The following is an 18,336-nucleotide window of genomic DNA, read 5'->3' as shown; positions in this document are numbered from 1 at the left end:
CAGTAGATTTCAATCTAGGCTTTTTTGATTTAAGCTAATAGATATAGATGGGCTGAGCTGTAGAGATAAGATGTTAACCATATTTTTAAGTTGTGTGGCCCTCGGTGCATTTATTGGTTTTATGGCAGGACTGTTAGGGATTGGTGGTGGCATCATTGCCGTTCCCGTTTTACTCTATTTACTGCCCCAAACAGGCATTATGCCTGAGCATTTAACCCACGTGGCGATTGCAACCTCTCTGGCGGCAATTATCTTAACTTCTTTATCATCAGCACGTGCCCATCATCGCCTAGGTAATGTACCTTGGTCATTATTAAAAGTGATGTTGCCAGGCTTTGTGCTTGGGGCGTTATTGGCAGGCTTTATTGCGACTTTATTTGCGGCCGACACACTCAAGCAGGCGTTTGCCATCTTTGTTATTGTGATGGCGATCCAGATGATGTTTCCTTATAAAGTACCAACGACGACTCGGCCCTTACCCCATCGAGCCGTATTATTTAGTGTGTCATTTCTAGTGGCGATCATTGCCGCCTTAATGGGGATTGGTGGCGGCGTACTACTGGTGCCATTTTTATGTTGGTGCGGGTTACAGATCCGTCAGGCGATTGGGTTTTCGTCGGTAACCGGATTAACCATTGCGCTGTTTGGTAGTGTCAGCTATGTCATCGCAGGGTGGGGAGAGCCAGGGTTAACCGATTATACCTTAGGCTTCATTTATCTACCGGCTTTAATTGGTATCGTTTCTACTTCTATGTTGGCAGCTCCCTTTGGTGCTAAAGCTGCCAGTATTTGGCCAACGTCAAGGTTAAAGAAAATCTTTGCCGTACTATTGGTATTTATCGGGTTGAAGTTAGTACTTTAGTCCTGTAGTCACGATAGTCACGACCTAAAAATTAGTTATTATTTAAGTTTGTTGGTTAGCGATAACTAACTGTTATCTTATTAAAGTAGGGAACCATGAAACAGTATCTACAGCTATGTAACCGTATCATTGATGAAGGTGTTTGGGTTGAAAATGAGCGCACCGGAAAACGTTGTTTAACCGTGATAAATGCCGATTTGACGTATCGGGTCGATGCAAATGAGTTTCCGTTAATTACCACGCGTAAAAGTTTTTGGAAAGGCGCCATCGCTGAGCTTATCGGTTATATCCGTGGTTACGATAATGCAGCTGACTTTAGAAAGTTAGGCGCTAAAACTTGGGATGCCAACGCTAATGAGAATAGTGCTTGGCTCGATAATCCCCATCGTAAAGGTGTCGACGATATGGGACGCGTCTATGGCGTGCAGGGGCGAGCTTGGCGTAAACCCGATGGTGGTAGTGTCGATCAGCTGAAAAAAATTATTGATAATTTAAGTCGTGGCGTAGATGACCGCGGTGAAATTTTGAGTTTTTATAACCCAGGCGAGTTTCACATGGGCTGCTTACGTCCATGTATGCATACACATAATTTTTCTTTGTTGGGTGACACCCTCTACTTAAATAGCTTTCAACGTTCTTGTGATGTCCCTCTGGGGCTTAATTTTAATCAGGTGCAGGTGTTTACCCTATTAGCCTTAGTGGCGCAGATCACAGGTAACAAAGCGGGGACTGCTTACCATAAAATTGTTAATGCTCACATTTATGAAGATCAGCTGGAGCTAATGCAAACGGTACAACTTAAGCGTGAGCCATTACCATCACCACAACTTATTATCAATCCAGATATTAAATCGCTTCATGACTTAGAAACTTGGGTGACTATGGATGACTTTGAAGTGCATGGTTACCAACATCATGACGCGATAAAGTATCCATTTTCAGTATAATATTTCCTAAGTAACAGCGGAAATACTGAGGTAAAGCGCAAGACATGTTTAATCATGTCTTGCGTTTTTTTTATCCGGAACGCTTAAAAACAAGACTAAATAGCGGTATTTGGTTTTTTTTGTTAACTATTGGCCTTTTTTGATAAGCTAATTAGAATGAAATTGTATAAGAGGTTGTAGCTAGTTGTTCATGATATAGTCTAAATGATCGGTATTTTCGATGTTTGATGCAGATGCAAACGATTATTCACTATTCGCTTATTCAGCTAGACTCAAAGCATTGAGTGTTAATGGAGTTTATATATGGAAAAGGCTATTAGAAACTTTCTAAGCCAAGAATCAGCTGGTGGCATCTTGTTGATGGGAGCCGTCTTGCTGGCAATGCTAATGGCAAATTCACCGTTAGCAGACATGTATCAAGGTTTTTTGCATACAGAAATGCAAGTGCGCGTGGGTAGCCTAGATATCGATAAGACCCTTATTCACTGGATTAATGACGGCTTGATGGCGTTATTTTTTATGCTTATTGGCCTTGAGGTGAAACGAGAGTTATTAGAAGGGGCGCTATCCAGTAAAGAACAGGCAGCATTACCGACATTTGCTGCGATTGGTGGCATGTTATTTCCCGCGGCCATCTATTTAGTATTTAACTTTAGTGATCCTATAACTCAATCAGGTTGGGCGATTCCTGCGGCCACCGACATTGCATTTGCACTTGGGATCATGGCGTTGCTTGGTAGTCGAGTGCCAGTAGCGTTAAAGGTATTTTTGTTAGCGTTAGCCATTATCGATGACTTGGGCGTGGTGGTGATTATTGCCATGTTCTATAGCTCTGATTTGTCGACCTTCAGTTTGTTGATAGCAGCACTCGCCATCGTCGGTTTGGTCGCACTCAATCGAAAAGGGGTCACTAAGATACTACCGTACGGCTTTGTGGGACTCGTGTTGTGGATCGCAGTGCTTAAGTCGGGTGTGCACGCCACGCTTGCCGGGGTGATTATCGCCTTCTGTATTCCGCTACGAGCCAAAGATGGCAGTTCTCCATCGGAGAGATTGGAACATAATCTCCACCCTTGGAGTACCTTTGTTATTTTACCTATTTTTGCCTTTGCTAATGCCGGTGTCGATCTGTCAGGCATGAGCATAACTGATCTGTTGTCGCCTGTTCCGGTTGGCATAGGATTAGGTTTGTTATTGGGTAAGCCTCTAGGGGTGCTGTTTTTTAGTTATGTGGCAGTAAAGTTTAAGTTGGCTGTATTGCCAGAAGGAATGGGCTGGCGCCATATTGCTCCAGTGGCTGTGATGTGTGGTATTGGTTTTACCATGTCGATGTTTATCTCCTCTTTAGCGTTTGTTGGGGATGGTGAAGTGTACGGTGATCTGGCACGTCTTGGCATATTAACGGGATCGATTTTGTCAGCTTTAATTGGTTACTTTTGGTTATCAAAAGTACTACCTGAGAAAGGAGAGAACGCATGAAAAAGCAACTAACTATATTAGGGCTGTCATTGGCTATGGTGACTGGCGCTTCAGCATCACAGATTCAGGCTTGTAATCAGGAGATCGATAGCCCTGCTTGTCAGCACTATCTTGAAGGCGTTGTTGATGGGGCATTAATGTATAAACCCAATACTATGGGGCAACGCCTCGAATCCAATGATTATGAGTCACGAGCACTTAAATATCGCAGTGGTAAACGTTTTCAGCAAGCAAATAGAACTTACTGTGAGAGTCGTATTCCCGATCGTGAAGTCTTGGTGAATGGCCTAGAAGAAGCCTTCGCTGCCGGAAACATTAATACAGCAGAAGAGCTGACTAGTGTGATGTTCAATCTGATGGATTGTCAACGCCTTCAATAATTTAGCCCTGTATTTAGCCTGCCAATACCTGAATAAATGATTATCGTCACGCTCTCGTATGGTTGCCATTTTTGTTCGGCATCCTGCGAGGTGTACGGTATGATATAAACCAATGTTGCTATCACTTTGAATAGTGCCTCGCATTCATCATACGCTAATTTACTTAGCGTTGAGGGCCGCGATAGGGGTTAATTACGTGCTGATGTCACACCTTAATTACAATCATCTCTATTATTTTTGGATGGTACATAAAAAGGGCTCGGTTGCGAAAGCAGCGCAGGCTCTTTGTTTAACACCGCAAACGGTTACTGGGCAGATCCGGGTATTGGAGGAGCGTTTAAATGGCAGTTTATTTAAACGTGTCGGGCGCTCGCTTGAGCCGACTGAACTAGGTGAATTAGTATTTCGTTATGCCGATAAGATGTTCAGTCTAAGTTACGAAATGCTGGATCGGCTTAACTATCAAAAAGAAGACAATATTCTATTTGAAGTTGGCATAGCCGATGCCTTATCAAAAGCCTTAGCGAGCCGAGTGTTGCTGTCTGTGGTGCCCTCCGATGGCTCAATGCGCTTGGCCTGTTTTGAATCGACGCATGAAAGCTTAATGGAGCGATTACGCGAGCATAAGTTAGACATGATCTTGTCCGACTGTGCTGGAGAGTCGTTAAAGTATCCTGAGATCTTGTCGAAAAAATTGGGTGAATGTGGTGTAGGGTTCTTTTCATCAGAACGCTACAGTAAGCCTTTTCCTGCTTGTTTAGAGCAAGCTAAGCTATTGATCCCTGGTAAACGAACTTCACTTGGGCAACAGTTACACCATTGGTTTGATGAGAACAATCTCAATGTCACCATCTTGGGCGAGTTTGATGACGCTGCCATGATGAAAGCGTTTGGCTATTTTAAACAAGGGATTTTTGTCGCTCCCTCGATTTATAAACAAGATATTTTAGCTCACGGGATAAGTTTTTTGGGTGAAACCACTGATATTAAAGAGGTGTACCACGTGATGTTTGCTGAGCGTATGATCCAGCACCCAGCAGTGAAACGCTTGCTGGCGACCGATTTTAGCGACCTGTTTGCTGGCAAAGACAGCCAAGTTGAACTGCTTTAAAGAGTGCCAGTATTACGGTGAGCTGATACACTAACATCAATAATAATTAAGGGAGTAGTTGCGTGTCAGAACCAATGAACATAGCCAGAGTCAGATGGGCATGCCGACGAGGCATGTTAGAGCTAGATGTGTTGTTCCAACCCTTTGTGGAAACCCAATATGCCATTCTATCAAATCAAGATAAAGCCAGCTTTGTGCGTTTGTTAGAATGTGAAGATCCTGAGCTATTTGCTTGGTTTATGGGGCATGAAGTATGTCCTGATCCCGAGCTTGCTCAAATGATCATTCAAGTTCGTGGCCGGCCTGCGCCATAATTTTTATTTATATCCCTCTTTCGACCAACGACTCGCGTTGGTCGTTTTGGCGTCCGTATGCCTCACTTCACTCTTGGCCTGGCCGCCTGTCGATGTTATCTGGTTTACTGCCATTAAATGGGGGGTTATCGCTTTGGTGGTGGCCGTCTTTATTAGGTTATTGATTCGGCTTCAGCGTTGGTCTTTTGCCTTTTGGCTTGATGAGTCAGGTAATGCTGGCATGGGTAACAACGCCGCTATCTATACATTAAAGCGGCGCTGGATAACGCCACTGGTAGTACTATTTGAGTTGCACAAGGATGGCGATAAACACCTAGTGATGGTGTGGCGAGATATGTTGGACGACACAAGTTATCGTTACTTGTGCCGTCTGTTGTTACGTTTTGGTTAATATCATGAGTTAGCTAAGCGATTTTATTGGGCAGTAAAATCGTGGGCTGTGGATCATCACACTTTTCAGGGTGGTCGATATTATAGTGTAAGCCGCGGCTCTCCTTACGTTCCATCGCGCAGCGAATAATGAGTTCAGCTACTTGCACTAAATTGCGCAGCTCAAGAAGATTGTTACTTACTCTAAAGTTACTGTAATACTCCTGTATCTCTTGCTGCAGCATGGTGCAGCGCCTTAGTGCGCGTTCGAGGCGTTTATCTGAGCGAACAATCCCCACGTAATCCCACATAAATAGTCTTAGCTCATGCCAGTTATGAGCAATAACCACCTCTTCATCAGAGTTAGAAACTTGGCTTTCATCCCAGTGCGGAAGGTTCTGCGGCATCGGAATTTTATTAAGCTGACTGCTAATATCTTCAGCCGCCGCTCGGGCAAAGACCAAACATTCTAATAGCGAATTACTGGCGAGACGATTGGCGCCGTGCAATCCCGTGTAGGCCACTTCGCCTACGGCATATAAGCCGTTAAGGTCGGTCTGGCCGTGTAAATCTGTCATCACGCCACCACAGGTGTAATGCGCTGCAGGGACCACAGGAATGGGATCTTTGGTTATGTCGATGCCCCATTCTAAACAGCGCTTATAGATGGTGGGGAAGTGTTTTATGACAAAATCGGTTGGCTTATGAGTGATATCCAGATAAACGCAATCTGCGCCCAAGCGTTTCATCTCGTAATCGATGGCGCGTGCCACGATATCCCTTGGGGCCAACTCTGCACGTTCATCGAAATCGGGCATAAAGCGTGAACCATCGGGGCGACGAAGATAAGCGCCTTCGCCTCGTAATGCTTCGGTCAGTAAAAAGTTACGTGCATCGGCATGGTACAAACACGTGGGATGGAATTGGTTAAACTCCATATTGGCTATACGGCAGCCAGAGCGCCAAGCCATAGCAATACCGTCACCCGAGGCGATATCGGGGTTCGATGTGTATTGGTAGACTTTAGATGAGCCACCAGTGGCTAATGCGACAAAGCGGGCCTTGACCGTTTCGACATGTTCTTGATCTCGGTTCCATACATAGGCGCCGAGCACCCGGTTACCAGGGCGTTTAAGCTTGCGACTAGTGATTAAGTCAATAGCGTTATAGCGCTCTAACACTTGGATATTTGGGTGATTAATCACGCTTTGTTGCAGCGTAACCTGGACTTCTTTACCTGTGGCATCGGCGGCATGCAGGATGCGGCGATGACTGTGCCCGCCCTCGCGAGTTAGGTGATAAGGGGCATCACTGTTATCACTCCCATCGGCACGCTCCTCTTTATCAAAGGCGACCCCGCATTGAATTAACCATTCCATTGCGCTTTTCGCATTTTTAGCGGTGAAGGTGACCACTTGCTCGTCGCATAATCCCGCCCCTGCCACCAGTGTATCGGCGACATGGGATTCAATGGTATCCTCTTCATCGAACACCGAGGCGATACCACCTTGAGCATAATAGGTCGAGCCTTCGCTAAGGGGGCCCTTGGAGAGTAAGATAACTTTCGTTTTTTCAGCCAGATGCAGTGCTAAAGTTAACCCTGCAGCACCGCTACCGATAACCAAAACGTCAGATTGGTGTTCAACTACTTGTTTCATCGGGTATCATGGTAAGTCATGTGAGTATTGCTATGTTAAACCAAGATAGAAATTATGGATATGGGTTAGCCGTAGAAAATAAATTCATATTTGGCAAACTTTTTTAGAACTTTTTCAGTAAGCGCTAGTCTACATAGGTGAATATGATTCGAGCGACTGAGAAATCAGCATTTTAGATTTAGGAGTAGTCGGCTCGGATGAGTGGACAAATAAGTGATCAACAATTAGTTGAACGGGTACAGCAAGGAGATAAAAACGCTTTTAACCTGCTGGTACAGAAATACCAGAGTAAGGTCATCAACCTGATTGCTCGCTATGTTCGAAATCAGGCCGATGTGGCAGATGTGGCTCAAGAGGCGTTTATTAAAGCCTATCGAGCGTTGCCAAACTTTCGGGGCGAAAGTGCATTTTATACTTGGTTATACCGTATTGCAGTCAATACTGCGAAAAATCATTTAGTGGCCCAAGGGCGACGAGCACCGGCTAATGATGTCGATGCCGAAGATGCTGAATATTACGATGGCAGTGATGCGCTCAAAGAATTCGCCTCGCCAGAGCGGTTAATGTTATCTGAAGAGATTCAGAAAGTCGTGTTTGATACCTTGGATACGTTGCCACAAGAATTGAAGATAGCTATCTCTTTGCGTGAACTCGATGGTATGAGTTATGAGGAGATAGCCAATGTGATGGAGTGTCCCGTTGGTACGGTAAGATCGCGTATCTTCCGAGCGCGAGAGGCCATCGACAAACAGTTACAGCCACTGCTGGAACGCTAAATTGTTATCTCAATAAACTAAATTTAAATGGGTGTTAAATGGATAAATTAGGTCAGGAATGGGTATCCGCTGCCGTCGACGGAGAAGTCGAAGAGCAGGTATTGGCTGAATTAACGGCCGATAAGGATTCACATGGTCAGTGGCGTGATTATCATATGATTGGTGATGCGATGCGTGGCGAATTGCCGAAGATGTTCGATCTCGATCTCAGTGCCAACATCGCTGCTGCTATCGATGCGGAGCCTACGCTCATTGCACCAAAACGTGTTGAACCAACACAAGCTGCTCCAGTCAAGAAATCGGCAGGTATCATTCCTTTGTTTAAGCAGTTTGGTCAATATGCCATTGCCGCCAGCGTTGCATTAGTCGCTGTGGTAGGGGTGCAAAATTATAACCAAACATCCGAGTTAGACGCATCGCCATTACCAGTGCTCAATACTCGCCCCTTGATTGGCAGTGCATCACCAGTGAGTCTACAGACTGGGCCAGTGCAAAAGAACCAAAGTTATACCAACGAGCAAGTGATGGAGCAACGTCACCGTATTAATACCTATATTCAAGATCATATGTTGCAACAAAGATTGAATAATAGTGTGAATATAGACGACAATAGTGATACTTCACCGATCCCGGTTAATCACTAAAAGCTATTGCTACTTATCGCTACCGCTATATTGTGATTGATGATAAGTATGATGTTAAGGAGTTAGCTTGCGTCTTATCTGGTTGGCCCTGTTAGTCCTCTCTCTTCCCGTGACCGCACGGGATGATATGTCCGCTAAAGCTTGGTTAGAAAGCATGAGCCAAGCCCTGCGGACTCAAGAATTTAAAATGTCGCTGATCCATTTACAGTCGGATCATATTCGTCCTCTGGTTTATATTCATGGTCAAGTTGAAGATCAAGAAGTGGCTTTTCTTGAGCATTTAAACGGTCCGCCTAAAAATGCCGTACGAGTGGGTAATACGGTGACGTTTATCGAGCATGATCAACCGGCATATAGCATTGAAGCCGATCGTATCCAAGGCGTATTACCTCCCGCATTTGCGAGTAATATCAGTTCGCTAGAGCAGGGGTACCAGTTTGTACTCGGCGGAAGAAGCCGTTTGGCAGGGCGCCCCAGTCAGTTGGTGCGTATCATAGCCAATGATGATAATCGTTACAGTTATCAAGTTTGGTTGGATATGGATACTTACCTGCCGCTGCGATATGACATGCTCAATCTTGAGAAGCAATTACTCGAACAGATACTGGTGGTTGAGCTGATCGTATTAGAAGAGGCTCCCGCGATTTTACATGAGGCCTATAAGCAACAGTGGCCACCTGTGATGCCGCAGCCACCAAGAGAGCAAGGCAATAACTGGCAATTTAGCTGGTTGCCCTCAGGCTTTACTATCGTGCTTAAAGACAGTCACCGGCTAATTGGCAGTCACGAAGCGGTAGAGTATATCGCGCTCAGTGATGGCTTAACTCATATTTCTGTTTATGTGGCTAGAGCGCCTGAAACCGTGTTACCAGAAGAGTTAATGACTCGAAACGGTCTGTCGCTGGCGAGTGAGAGGGTGGGGAATGCAGAAGTGGTGGCAGTCGGTAAAGCACCGGTTGAAACCCTGTCGCGTATCGCCAAGAGTATTAGAATCGAGTGATGGCATTATGATGGAAGAGATTGCCACCGTCATTCGTGATAATCATGACGGTTGGATTACGGTAGAAGTTAAGGTTAAAAACGCCTGCAATCACTGTGACAGCAGTGAATCGTGTGGGACTTCAGCGGTATCGAAAGCCTTTTCGCCTAAGGTACAGCGCTTTTCTGTGTCAGCTACGGAGCCCTACCAACCAGGCGAATTGATAAAGTTGGGTTTACCCGAAAGCGTACTGTTAAAAGCCGCTGCGATTGTCTATTTACTGCCGTTATTAGGCTTGTTTATGGGGGCAAGCTTTGGCCGTTTTTTTATGCCCATGCTGGATATTGCTGCTACCGAAGTCGTTGTGATAGGTTTTGGTGTGTTTGGTGGCGTGATAGCTTGGATGGTGGGGCGTCGTTGGGCCAAGAAGTTAGAGCAGGTTAGCCAACCTGTGATTATCGCACGGTTAGGACAACGCATCGTGTGAGTAAATTAGCTCGCTGCCAACGTTGATATTTGCTTTCACTGTATGATTACAATTGGTATTAAGGCAGCGATCGGGTACAATTCGGCACTTTTAGATAATTTTCAACTTTGAGTTTAGTCATTTCGCATAATGAAGCATATTAGAAACTTTTCGATTATTGCCCATATTGACCACGGCAAATCAACCCTTTCTGACCGTCTTATTCAAGAATGCGGTGGCCTGTCTGACCGCGAGATGGCGGCGCAAGTTTTAGATTCGATGGATCTTGAACGTGAGCGTGGTATTACCATTAAAGCCCAGAGCGTAACGCTCGACTATAAGGCGAAAGATGGCGAGACCTATCAGCTTAATTTTATTGATACTCCTGGTCACGTGGATTTCTCCTATGAAGTCTCACGTTCGCTGGCGGCTTGTGAAGGTGCGTTGCTGGTTGTCGATGCGGGCCAAGGGGTTGAAGCACAAACCCTAGCTAACTGCTATACCGCGTTAGAGATGGATTTAGATGTTGTTCCAGTATTAAACAAGATTGATCTTCCACAAGCCGATCCTGAGCGTGTTGCCGAAGAGATTGAAGATATTGTCGGTATCGAAGCCACTGACGCGGTTCGCTGCTCAGCCAAAACCGGCATTGGTATTAGTGATGTACTGGAAACCATTGTTGCCAAAATTCCCCCGCCAGTAGGCGATCCTGATGCACCGCTACAAGCCTTGATCATCGACTCATGGTTTGACAGTTATTTAGGTGTCGTCTCGCTGGTACGTATTAAGCATGGCAAGCTCAAAAAAGGCGACAAGTTTAAGGTAATGTCCACAGGACAAACCCATACCGCCGACAGAGTGGGGATTTTTACACCTAAGCAAACTGACACTGGTGAGCTTAATACGGGTGAAGTGGGCTATGTGATTGCCGGTATTAAAGAGATCCATGGCGCGCCAGTCGGTGATACTTTGACACTGGCTAAAAATGGCGCATTAGCACCATTACCGGGCTTTAAGAAAGTTAAGCCTCAGGTTTATGCGGGTGTATTCCCTATTTCTACCGACGATTATGAGAGCTTCCGTGATGCGCTTAATAAGTTAAGCCTCAACGATGCCTCGTTATTCTTCGAACCTGAAACATCATCGGCGTTGGGCTTTGGTTTCCGTATTGGTTACCTAGGTCTGCTGCACATGGAGATTGTTCAGGAGCGTCTTGAGCGCGAATACAATCTGGATTTGATCACCACGGCACCCACTGTAGTGTATGAAGTGGTCACTACCAAAGGCGAAACTGTCTACGTCGATAATCCATCGGATCTTCCGCCGATGAACAACATCGAAGAGATACGTGAGCCGATTGTTGAAACCAATATTTTAGTGCCTAAAGAATACTTAGGTAACGTGATCACCTTGTGTGTTGAAAAACGCGGCATGCAAACCAATATGGTTTATCACGGTAACCAAGTGGCGATCACTTATGATATGCCGATGGCTGAAGTGGTTATGGATTTCTTTGACCGACTTAAGTCAACCAGCCGTGGCTATGCCTCGCTTGAGTATAATTTTAAGCGTTTCGAAGCTGCTGATATGGTGCGTCTTGATGTCTTGATTAATGGCGACCGCGTTGATGCCTTAGCGATGATTTTGCATAAGTCCAACGTACGTTATCAAGGGTTGGCATTAGTGAATAAGATGAAAGAGCTTATTCCAAGACAGATGTTTGATATTGCGATTCAAGCGGCCATTGGTAGTCAAATTATTGCCCGTTCTTCGGTTAAGGCGCTGCGTAAAGACGTTACCGCTAAGTGTTATGGCGGCGACGTATCTCGTAAGAAGAAGCTGCTCAATAAGCAGAAAGAGGGTAAGAAACGCATGAAGCAAGTGGGTAACGTCGAAGTGCCACAAGAAGCCTTCCTCGCGGTACTCAAGCTAAATGAGTAATCACTGCTTACGTTAATAAATGTTAATAGTGATAGATATTGGGCGCCGCGGTTTGCGGCGCTTTCGTTGTTACAGTATAAATGAGCAATGCAGAGCGTATGGCAAACTTGTCAGATGCGCAGATTCTCATTTGGCAGGAGTTTAGTTAGCTATGGCGGCTTATTTTTCCCTTATTTTAGTTTTGGTCACACTCAGCAGCGGTTTAATCTGGCTGTTTGATGCCTTAGTGTTAGCACCTAAGCGTCAGCAGAAGTTGGCGATGGCGCAAGCGACCCAAGCCGATATCAGTGAAGAAAGCGCTGAAAAAATTGTCCGTGAATCGGCGATTGTCGAGACCTCGCGTTCCATTTTTCCAGTTATCGCTTTTGTATTGATTTTACGCTCATTTATTTATGAGCCATTCCAAATCCCGTCTGGATCTATGATGCCAACCTTATTGGTAGGGGACTTTATTCTGGTTGAAAAATTCAGCTATGGCTTAAAAGATCCGGTATGGCGTAGCCAATTGGTTGAAACCGGAAAACCAGCGCGTGGCGATGTGACCGTGTTTAAGTATCCTGAAAACCCCCAAATCGATTACATTAAGCGCGTCATCGGTTTGCCAGGTGATCGCGTGGTGTATCGTAATAAAGAGCTTTATATTCAAAAAAGCTGCTCTGAAGGGCAAACCGATTGTCCTAAGTTGGAAAAAGTGGCGCGTGTTGGGGTGAATCAAGGGGAATTTAATCAAGATAATATCCCATTATTACGCTATAAAGAGCAGCTTGGTGATGTTACCCATGACATCTTGATCAACCCAGGCCGTGGTGAGCCTACCTCTTTCTACTACCGTGAAAATAACTTGGCTGTGGGTGAATTTGTGGTGCCAGAAGGGCAATATTTTGTGATGGGCGATAACCGTGATAATAGTACCGATTCACGTTTTTGGGGCTTTGTACCTGAGGCGAATTTAGTCGGCAAAGCGGTGGCCATTTGGATCAGTTTTGAATTTGAGCGTACCCCAGCGGACTTCTTACCCACATGGATCCCAACAGGGGTGCGTTTTAACCGTGTAGGTGGGATCGTTTAACATGGAACCGATTAAAAATTTGCCACGTTTGTGCAGAACATTGGGTTATGAGTTTAATAATATCGCTTTGTTAGAGCAGGCGCTGACTCACAGAAGTGCCGCGAGCAAGCATAATGAGCGTCTGGAATTTTTGGGCGACTCCATATTGTCTATCGTTATCTCAGACGCTTTGTATCATCAGTTTCCTAAGGCGACCGAAGGCGATTTAAGCCGGATGCGCGCCACATTGGTGTGCGGCAAGATGCTGGCCGAAGTGGCTAAAGAGTTTAAGTTAGGTGATTACCTAAAATTAGGTCCTGGTGAGCTAAAAAGTGGCGGTTTTCGCCGTGAATCGATTTTAGCCGATGTGGTCGAAGCCATTATCGGTGCAATCTATCTCGATGCCGATCTCGAGACCTGCCGCGCACTCGTACTAAACTGGTATAAGAGTCGCTTAGCGGTGATTGAACCCATTAATCAAAAAGATCCCAAAACCCTGCTGCAGGAACACCTGCAGGGCTTTAAAAAACCTCTACCGTTATACAAGGTTGTCAATATTAGCGGAGAGGCCCATGCGCAAACCTTTACAGTTGAATGTAAGGTGGAGCAATTAGATGAAGCGGTCGTTGGCGTGGCCAACTCCCGTAGAAAAGCGGAACAAATTGCCGCAGCAGAAGTTTTGGAGCGTATCAAGCGATGAGTAATACCGAAAAGCCACAAGGCAATAATGAACCCAGTTTAGACGAGTTACTGTCTCGTATGAGCAGTGGCGCCAGTGGCAGTCAATACGATGTCACTTACTGCGGCATGGTCGCCATTGTCGGTCGGCCAAATGTGGGTAAATCGACCTTATTGAATAAGCTGTTAGGGCAGAAGATTTCGATCACCTCTAAGAAGCCGCAAACTACGCGCCATCGTATTATGGGTATTCATACTGAAGGCCCGCGTCAAGTGGTGTTTATTGACACCCCAGGTTTGCATATCGAAGAGAAGCGTGCCATTAACCGTTTAATGAATCGTGCGGCATCGAGCTCATTGGCTGACGTTTGTTTAGTGGTATTTGTGGTCGACGGTTTGAACTGGACCGCCGACGATGAGATGGTGCTCAAGAAATTACAAAGCCGTGATGATGGCCGTAAAACCGTGTTGGCTATCAATAAAGTCGATAATATCAAAGATAAAGAAGCACTATTTCCGCATTTGCAAATGCTGGCTGCTAAATTTGAATTTGATGAGATTTTACCTATCTCAGCGACTCAAGGCACCAATGTGCAGCGTATTATGGATATGGCAATTGAGTCTGTACCTGAGTCGCCACATTTTTTCCCTGAAGATTATGTCACCGACAGATCGCAAAAGTTTATGGCTTCAGAAATTGTCCGCGAAAAACTGATGCGTTTCTTAGGCGACGAGTTGCCATACGATGCCACGGTGGAGATTGAGCAGTTTAAGATGATGGAGAATGGCGTCTACCAAATTAACGCCCTAATCTTAGTCGAACGTGAAACCCAAAAGCGCATGGTGATAGGTAATAAGGGTGAGCGTATCCGTACTATCGCCACTCAAGCCCGCCTAGACATGGAAGTGTTATTTGATAACAAGGTCTTCCTTGAGGTATGGGTGAAAGTGAAGTCAGGTTGGGCCGATGATGAACGGGCGCTGCGTTCATTAGGTTATGGCGACGATTAAGTCACCGTTCTTAAGCTGAATCAAAGGCCGAGATAGTCGATGGCAACTTAAGCTTGCAGTTGAGTATCTCGGCCTTTATTGTCATTAAATAGCAATAATAGAGCAGGGGCTGATGCAGCGGGGATATGTACTTCATACTCGTGCCTATAAAGAGTCGAGTGTACTGGTTAATTTATTAGTCGATGGCCAAGGCCGTATCGACTGCGTCGCTCGTCTTGGTAGTGGCCGCACCTCGATAAAAAGCATTTTACAACCGTTTCAACCTTTGCTGTTTGAGTTAGCAGGCCGCAGTAGCCTAAAGAATCTTTATCAAGTCGAAGCTGCCAGCCCTGCTGTGCCATTAAGTGGCGATGTGATGTTTGCAGGGTTCTATCTCAATGAGCTCTTGGTGCGTTGCTTAGGGATAGAGCATGGTGCGGAGCAACTCTTCTTTGTTTACCATAAAACCCTCATGGCCATGGCGGCGGGATTTAGTCAGGCACAGCTACGCTACTTTGAGGTGGAGTTACTCAAAGAATTGGGGGTGATGCCTTCGTTAAATTTGGATGTGGATCATGCGCCTATCGAAGCCGATTTTTATTATCGCCTGATGTCAGAAGAGGGCTTTAGTAGCGCCTTGGGGCCGAAATCGAATCATTATCGTGGTGAGATGTTATTGGCCCTAGAGACGGGGCAATTACATCAGGATGACTTTAAACAGGCGAAGTTGTTAATGCGCCAATTATTATCGGCTGTGCTGGGCGATAAGCCGCTTAAGTCACGCGCTTTATTTAATAAAGGCGTTAAAAAATCTTCTTATAGCAAGTAATTTACTGCGCATCATATGAGTTTCAACTGGTTTTTCCCTTGTGGCTTAGTACAATAAGCGCCAATCAATCATAGAACACTCTCTATCTGTAAAGGTTAAGGACACTTCATGGGCCGTATTCATTTGGGCGTTAATATCGATCACATTGCTACTCTACGTCAGGCTCGTGGTACTAGCTACCCAGATCCTGTACACGCCGCCGCCGTTGCCGAGCATGCAGGCGCTGAGGGGATCACCGTACACCTGCGTGAAGATCGTCGTCATATCTGCGACCGTGATATTTATCTGTTGGCTAAAACCATTAAAACCCGTATGAATTTCGAAATGGCAGTGACCGATGAAATGCTCGACATCGCCTGTGAAGTTAAACCCACCTATGTTTGTTTAGTGCCTGAAAAGCGCGAAGAGTTAACCACTGAAGGTGGCCTTGATGTGGCGGGGCAGTTGGATAAAGTCCGCGCGGCAGTTGCGCGTTTAACTGCAGAAGGCATCAAGGTGTCGCTGTTTATCGATGCCGATAAAACCCAAATTGATGCCACCGTTGCCGTTGGCGCACCGGTTATTGAGCTGCATACTGGCTGTTATGCCGATGCCGAAACGGATGCTGAGCAAGCAAAAGAGCTGGCTCGTATTACTGAGATGGCGGCTTATGCTCATGGTCAAGGTTTAGTGGTCAATGCGGGTCATGGCCTGCATTATCATAATGTTAAGCCGATAGCGGCGATCCCTGAGTTGTATGAACTTAATATTGGTCATGCGATTATCGCCCGTGCGGCCATTGACGGCTTAGACAAGGCGGTGCGTGATATGAAACAGCTAATGGTTGAAGGACGTAACGGTCAGTAACTAAGGGCTTTTAGGTAACGAGTATGATGCTGCACTGGTGACGGGAAAGTCCCAGTGTATTGGTTAACTGGATGATATGCCAGATTTGTTGGAGTGGTTATGATCGTCGGTTTAGGCACTGATATTGTTGAAATTGAGCGTATCGAACAAAGTATTCCTGCTGGCGGCGATATTGATGCGCTAGCCAAGTGTCGCCTGGCCAAACGAGTGTTAACCCATGTTGAGTTAGGTATCTTCGTCGACTCTACTCAGCCTGGTCGCTATTTGGCAAAGCGTTTTGCCGCTAAAGAGGCGGCAGCGAAAGCACTTGGTACCGGGATTGGCCGCGGTGTTTCATTTCAGCATATCGAAATAAGTAACAATGACAATGGTGCCCCATTGATCAGTTTTAGCGGCGGCGCTGCCGATAGGTTAGCGGCACTTGGGGGGGCGCGAGCTCATCTCTCTATCGCCGATGAAAAGCACTACGCCACGGCGACAGTGATTATTGAGTCTTAGGTATCACAGCCCTTATAGGCTAGCCTTTCTAGCAGGCTTGGTATAACAGAACAGCTTTAGCGATATAACGAAACTTTGTTACGCCCCTCCGTTTTGGATTGATAAAGCGCTTGATCAGCACGCGCAATGAGCGATGCTACATCTTCTTTAGCTTGTAACTGAGCAACCCCAGCCGATATGGTTACCTTTGCCATTTTGGGGTAGTCAATATTCGATACTGCAATGCGGCACCGCTCAATCAGGTTGTCGGCGGCATTGAGGTTACAATTATCAAACAGCACCAAAAATTCTTCACCTCCCCACCGAATGACATGGTCAGTTGTCCTAAGGCAGGATTTAATCGTTTTTGCGACCATTTGCAGTACTTTGTCGCCAGTTGGATGCCCCCATTGATCGTTAATTTGCTTAAAATGGTCGATATCGATCATGGATAATGAAAAAGGGGTACCGTGGCGTGACTTCATAAAGTACTTTTCAATTTCGATCTCGCCTGCATTGCGGTTGAGCATGCCTGTTAGTCCATCAAGTTTAGATGTTTCTCTAAAGGCTTGTTCATCTTTAACGCGCTCAGAGAGATCTTTACTTACGCTAACATAATGTGTGATGTTACCCATATTGTCTTTGATCGGAGTGATGCTTTGGTCCGAATAGTATTGGCTGGCATTTTTACGCCTATTTAAAAATGTCGCCCTGAAGGTATTGCCCTGTAACAAGGTACTCCAAAGTTCTTGATAGAATGCCTTTGGGTGTTCTCCTGATTTTAATATTGAGGGATGTTGGCCAAGAATATCACTGTAAGTATAACCTGTTTGCGATACAAACCATTGATTAACATAATTTATAATGCCATTAGTGTCGGTTATCATTACAGAGTCTGGTGTGGTATTAAGGGCTTCCATTAGGAGTTGCTCAGTATTATTTGAGGCCACCTTGTGACTAATATCTTGCTGAATCGAAATATAATGACGTACCTTACCCGTATCATCGAACACTGGGGAGATGTTCCACTCTACATAATAAATAGATCCATCTTTTTTATAGTTTATGGTTGAACCGTGAAAAAATTGACTGTTTGCCAAACAGTAACGTAGTCGATTGATAACATTTTGACAGGTTAATGGGCCTTGTAAAATACGTGGCGTACGGCCTATTAATTCAGTGCTTAGGTAACCAGTCATCTTACAAAATGCTGGATTAGCATAAAGGATTTTGTTGCCAGATTGACTTAAATCGGCATCGGTAATAATGACGGCGTTAAAAGATTGCTCGACCCCCATTTTCAACATGGCCAGTAGGTCTGAGTGGGTTATTTCAGACTTGTCATTTAGCGTGTTTAGCATAAATTTTCCATATCTCCCCAAGAGGATGTCTGTTGATATAATACCGACTTCATGATGCTTACTAGTTGTACCAATATTAACGGGTAAGCGCTGAATTAAGTGTTAAGGCACACTATTACTTATACTGTTCAACTTGTTGTTGCAGTGCTTCTTATCCTCAACATAACTTGGGTAGACAGCC

20 protein-coding genes are annotated in these 18,336 nt (G+C 45.3%); 18 read left to right on the top strand and 2 right to left on the bottom strand.

The features are described from left to right. Positions 1-70 precede the first annotated feature (70 nt). The 7 genes from AC5YB1_RS15290 (at position 71) to AC5YB1_RS15260 (ending at position 5,484) form a co-directional block, all read left to right on the top strand. Complete coding sequence (locus AC5YB1_RS15290; RefSeq protein ID WP_494519872.1) at positions 71-862, top strand: sulfite exporter TauE/SafE family protein; 792 nt, start codon at positions 71-73, stop codon at positions 860-862. Positions 863-957: 95 nt separating this feature from the next. Continuing rightward, entirely contained in the window at positions 958-1,809 is an 852-nt protein-coding gene (locus tag AC5YB1_RS15285) for a thymidylate synthase (protein WP_494519871.1), read from the top strand. Positions 1,810-2,112: 303 nt separating this feature from the next. Next, on the top strand, positions 2,113-3,288 hold the full coding sequence (gene nhaA / locus AC5YB1_RS15280; protein ID WP_494519870.1) for a Na+/H+ antiporter NhaA: 1,176 nt from the start codon (positions 2,113-2,115) through the stop codon (positions 3,286-3,288). Continuing rightward, positions 3,285-3,668 carry a hypothetical protein gene (locus tag AC5YB1_RS15275; protein WP_494519869.1) on the top strand — a complete coding sequence of 128 codons (384 nt, stop codon included), beginning with the start codon at positions 3,285-3,287 and terminating at the stop codon, positions 3,666-3,668. Before nhaA ends, AC5YB1_RS15275 begins: the two co-directional genes overlap by 4 nt. A gap of 202 nt (positions 3,669-3,870) precedes the next feature. Continuing rightward, positions 3,871-4,779, top strand: coding sequence for a transcriptional activator NhaR (gene nhaR / locus AC5YB1_RS15270; protein ID WP_494521655.1), 909 nt, complete (start codon positions 3,871-3,873; stop codon positions 4,777-4,779). Between the two features lie 74 nt (positions 4,780-4,853). Further along, positions 4,854-5,093, top strand: coding sequence for an FAD assembly factor SdhE (locus AC5YB1_RS15265; protein WP_494521654.1), 240 nt, complete (start codon positions 4,854-4,856; stop codon positions 5,091-5,093). Beyond that, positions 5,074-5,484, top strand: a complete 411-nt coding sequence (locus tag AC5YB1_RS15260; protein WP_494519868.1) for a protein YgfX — start codon at positions 5,074-5,076, stop codon at positions 5,482-5,484. Before AC5YB1_RS15265 ends, AC5YB1_RS15260 begins: the two co-directional genes overlap by 20 nt. Before the next feature lie 13 nt (positions 5,485-5,497). On the opposite strand, the gene nadB is transcribed toward AC5YB1_RS15260, so the two are convergent. Further along, positions 5,498-7,120: an L-aspartate oxidase gene (nadB, locus tag AC5YB1_RS15255; RefSeq protein ID WP_494519867.1), complete on the bottom strand. Its 1,623-nt coding sequence runs from the start codon at positions 7,118-7,120 to the stop codon at positions 5,498-5,500. Between the two features lie 197 nt (positions 7,121-7,317). On the opposite strand from nadB, the gene rpoE reads away from it, so the two are divergent. From rpoE to acpS, 11 genes are all read left to right on the top strand, one after another. Beyond that, positions 7,318-7,896 carry an RNA polymerase sigma factor RpoE gene (gene rpoE / locus AC5YB1_RS15250; RefSeq protein WP_110456599.1) on the top strand — a complete coding sequence of 193 codons (579 nt, stop codon included), beginning with the start codon at positions 7,318-7,320 and terminating at the stop codon, positions 7,894-7,896. A 38-nt stretch (positions 7,897-7,934) separates the two neighbouring features. Next, a complete protein-coding gene (locus AC5YB1_RS15245) occupies positions 7,935-8,540 on the top strand; it encodes a sigma-E factor negative regulatory protein (protein WP_494519866.1) in 606 nt (201 codons plus the stop codon). 67 nt (positions 8,541-8,607) lie between these two features. After that, positions 8,608-9,540 (top strand): MucB/RseB C-terminal domain-containing protein, encoded by a 933-nt coding sequence (locus tag AC5YB1_RS15240; RefSeq protein WP_494519865.1) that lies wholly within the window; start codon positions 8,608-8,610, stop codon positions 9,538-9,540. Positions 9,541-9,547: 7 nt separating this feature from the next. After that, on the top strand, positions 9,548-10,006 hold the full coding sequence (locus tag AC5YB1_RS15235) for a SoxR reducing system RseC family protein (protein ID WP_494519864.1): 459 nt from the start codon (positions 9,548-9,550) through the stop codon (positions 10,004-10,006). A gap of 129 nt (positions 10,007-10,135) precedes the next feature. Continuing rightward, the gene (gene lepA, locus AC5YB1_RS15230) at positions 10,136-11,926 is read left to right on the top strand and encodes a translation elongation factor 4 (RefSeq protein ID WP_494519863.1); all 1,791 of its coding nucleotides are present in this window, start codon (positions 10,136-10,138) and stop codon (positions 11,924-11,926) included. A gap of 151 nt (positions 11,927-12,077) precedes the next feature. Further along, complete coding sequence (lepB, locus tag AC5YB1_RS15225) at positions 12,078-12,995, top strand: signal peptidase I (protein ID WP_494519862.1); 918 nt, start codon at positions 12,078-12,080, stop codon at positions 12,993-12,995. A gap of 1 nt (position 12,996) precedes the next feature. Beyond that, the gene (gene rnc, locus AC5YB1_RS15220; RefSeq protein ID WP_110456593.1) at positions 12,997-13,674 is read left to right on the top strand and encodes a ribonuclease III; all 678 of its coding nucleotides are present in this window, start codon (positions 12,997-12,999) and stop codon (positions 13,672-13,674) included. Continuing rightward, on the top strand, positions 13,671-14,663 hold the full coding sequence (gene era / locus AC5YB1_RS15215) for a GTPase Era (RefSeq protein ID WP_494519861.1): 993 nt from the start codon (positions 13,671-13,673) through the stop codon (positions 14,661-14,663). Before rnc ends, era begins: the two co-directional genes overlap by 4 nt. Before the next feature lie 112 nt (positions 14,664-14,775). After that, positions 14,776-15,471, top strand: a complete 696-nt coding sequence (gene recO / locus AC5YB1_RS15210) for a DNA repair protein RecO (RefSeq protein ID WP_494519860.1) — start codon at positions 14,776-14,778, stop codon at positions 15,469-15,471. Positions 15,472-15,579: 108 nt separating this feature from the next. Further along, positions 15,580-16,317, top strand: a complete 738-nt coding sequence (pdxJ, locus tag AC5YB1_RS15205) for a pyridoxine 5'-phosphate synthase (protein WP_494519859.1) — start codon at positions 15,580-15,582, stop codon at positions 16,315-16,317. 99 nt (positions 16,318-16,416) lie between these two features. Further along, a complete protein-coding gene (gene acpS / locus AC5YB1_RS15200) occupies positions 16,417-16,815 on the top strand; it encodes a holo-ACP synthase (protein WP_494519858.1) in 399 nt (132 codons plus the stop codon). 56 nt (positions 16,816-16,871) lie between these two features. Here acpS and AC5YB1_RS15195 read toward each other — a convergent pair whose 3' ends face one another. Continuing rightward, positions 16,872-18,155 carry a sensor domain-containing diguanylate cyclase gene (locus AC5YB1_RS15195; protein ID WP_494519857.1) on the bottom strand — a complete coding sequence of 428 codons (1,284 nt, stop codon included), beginning with the start codon at positions 18,153-18,155 and terminating at the stop codon, positions 16,872-16,874. Between the last annotated feature and the right edge of the window lie 181 nt (positions 18,156-18,336).

It is taken from the genome of Shewanella sp. 433, assembly GCF_059338565.1.
Note: the sequence above shows the minus strand (reverse complement) of the source record. Positions and strands in the feature narration are given on the sequence as shown.

Bases quoted from the DNA above. Each gene is read 5' to 3' on its own strand.
- nadB (WP_494519867.1), bottom strand. From the start codon at position 7,120: ATGAAACAAGTAGTTGAACACCAATCTGACGTTTTGGTTATCGGTAGC.
- AC5YB1_RS15285 (WP_494519871.1), top strand. From the start codon at position 958: ATGAAACAGTATCTACAGCTATGTAACCGTATCATTGATGAAGGTGTT.
- AC5YB1_RS15275 (WP_494519869.1), top strand. From the start codon at position 3,285: ATGAAAAAGCAACTAACTATATTAGGGCTGTCATTGGCTATGGTGACT.
- nhaR (WP_494521655.1), top strand. From the start codon at position 3,871: ATGTCACACCTTAATTACAATCATCTCTATTATTTTTGGATGGTACAT.
- AC5YB1_RS15265 (WP_494521654.1), top strand. From the start codon at position 4,854: ATGAACATAGCCAGAGTCAGATGGGCATGCCGACGAGGCATGTTAGAG.
- AC5YB1_RS15235 (WP_494519864.1), top strand. From the start codon at position 9,548: ATGATGGAAGAGATTGCCACCGTCATTCGTGATAATCATGACGGTTGG.
- rpoE (WP_110456599.1), top strand. From the start codon at position 7,318: ATGAGTGGACAAATAAGTGATCAACAATTAGTTGAACGGGTACAGCAA.
- rnc (WP_110456593.1), top strand. From the start codon at position 12,997: ATGGAACCGATTAAAAATTTGCCACGTTTGTGCAGAACATTGGGTTAT.
- nhaA (WP_494519870.1), top strand. From the start codon at position 2,113: ATGGAAAAGGCTATTAGAAACTTTCTAAGCCAAGAATCAGCTGGTGGC.
- lepA (WP_494519863.1), top strand. From the start codon at position 10,136: ATGAAGCATATTAGAAACTTTTCGATTATTGCCCATATTGACCACGGC.
- lepB (WP_494519862.1), top strand. From the start codon at position 12,078: ATGGCGGCTTATTTTTCCCTTATTTTAGTTTTGGTCACACTCAGCAGC.
- AC5YB1_RS15195 (WP_494519857.1), bottom strand. From the start codon at position 18,155: ATGCTAAACACGCTAAATGACAAGTCTGAAATAACCCACTCAGACCTA.
- recO (WP_494519860.1), top strand. From the start codon at position 14,776: ATGCAGCGGGGATATGTACTTCATACTCGTGCCTATAAAGAGTCGAGT.
- era (WP_494519861.1), top strand. From the start codon at position 13,671: ATGAGTAATACCGAAAAGCCACAAGGCAATAATGAACCCAGTTTAGAC.
- AC5YB1_RS15245 (WP_494519866.1), top strand. From the start codon at position 7,935: ATGGATAAATTAGGTCAGGAATGGGTATCCGCTGCCGTCGACGGAGAA.
- AC5YB1_RS15290 (WP_494519872.1), top strand. From the start codon at position 71: ATGTTAACCATATTTTTAAGTTGTGTGGCCCTCGGTGCATTTATTGGT.
- pdxJ (WP_494519859.1), top strand. From the start codon at position 15,580: ATGGGCCGTATTCATTTGGGCGTTAATATCGATCACATTGCTACTCTA.
- acpS (WP_494519858.1), top strand. From the start codon at position 16,417: ATGATCGTCGGTTTAGGCACTGATATTGTTGAAATTGAGCGTATCGAA.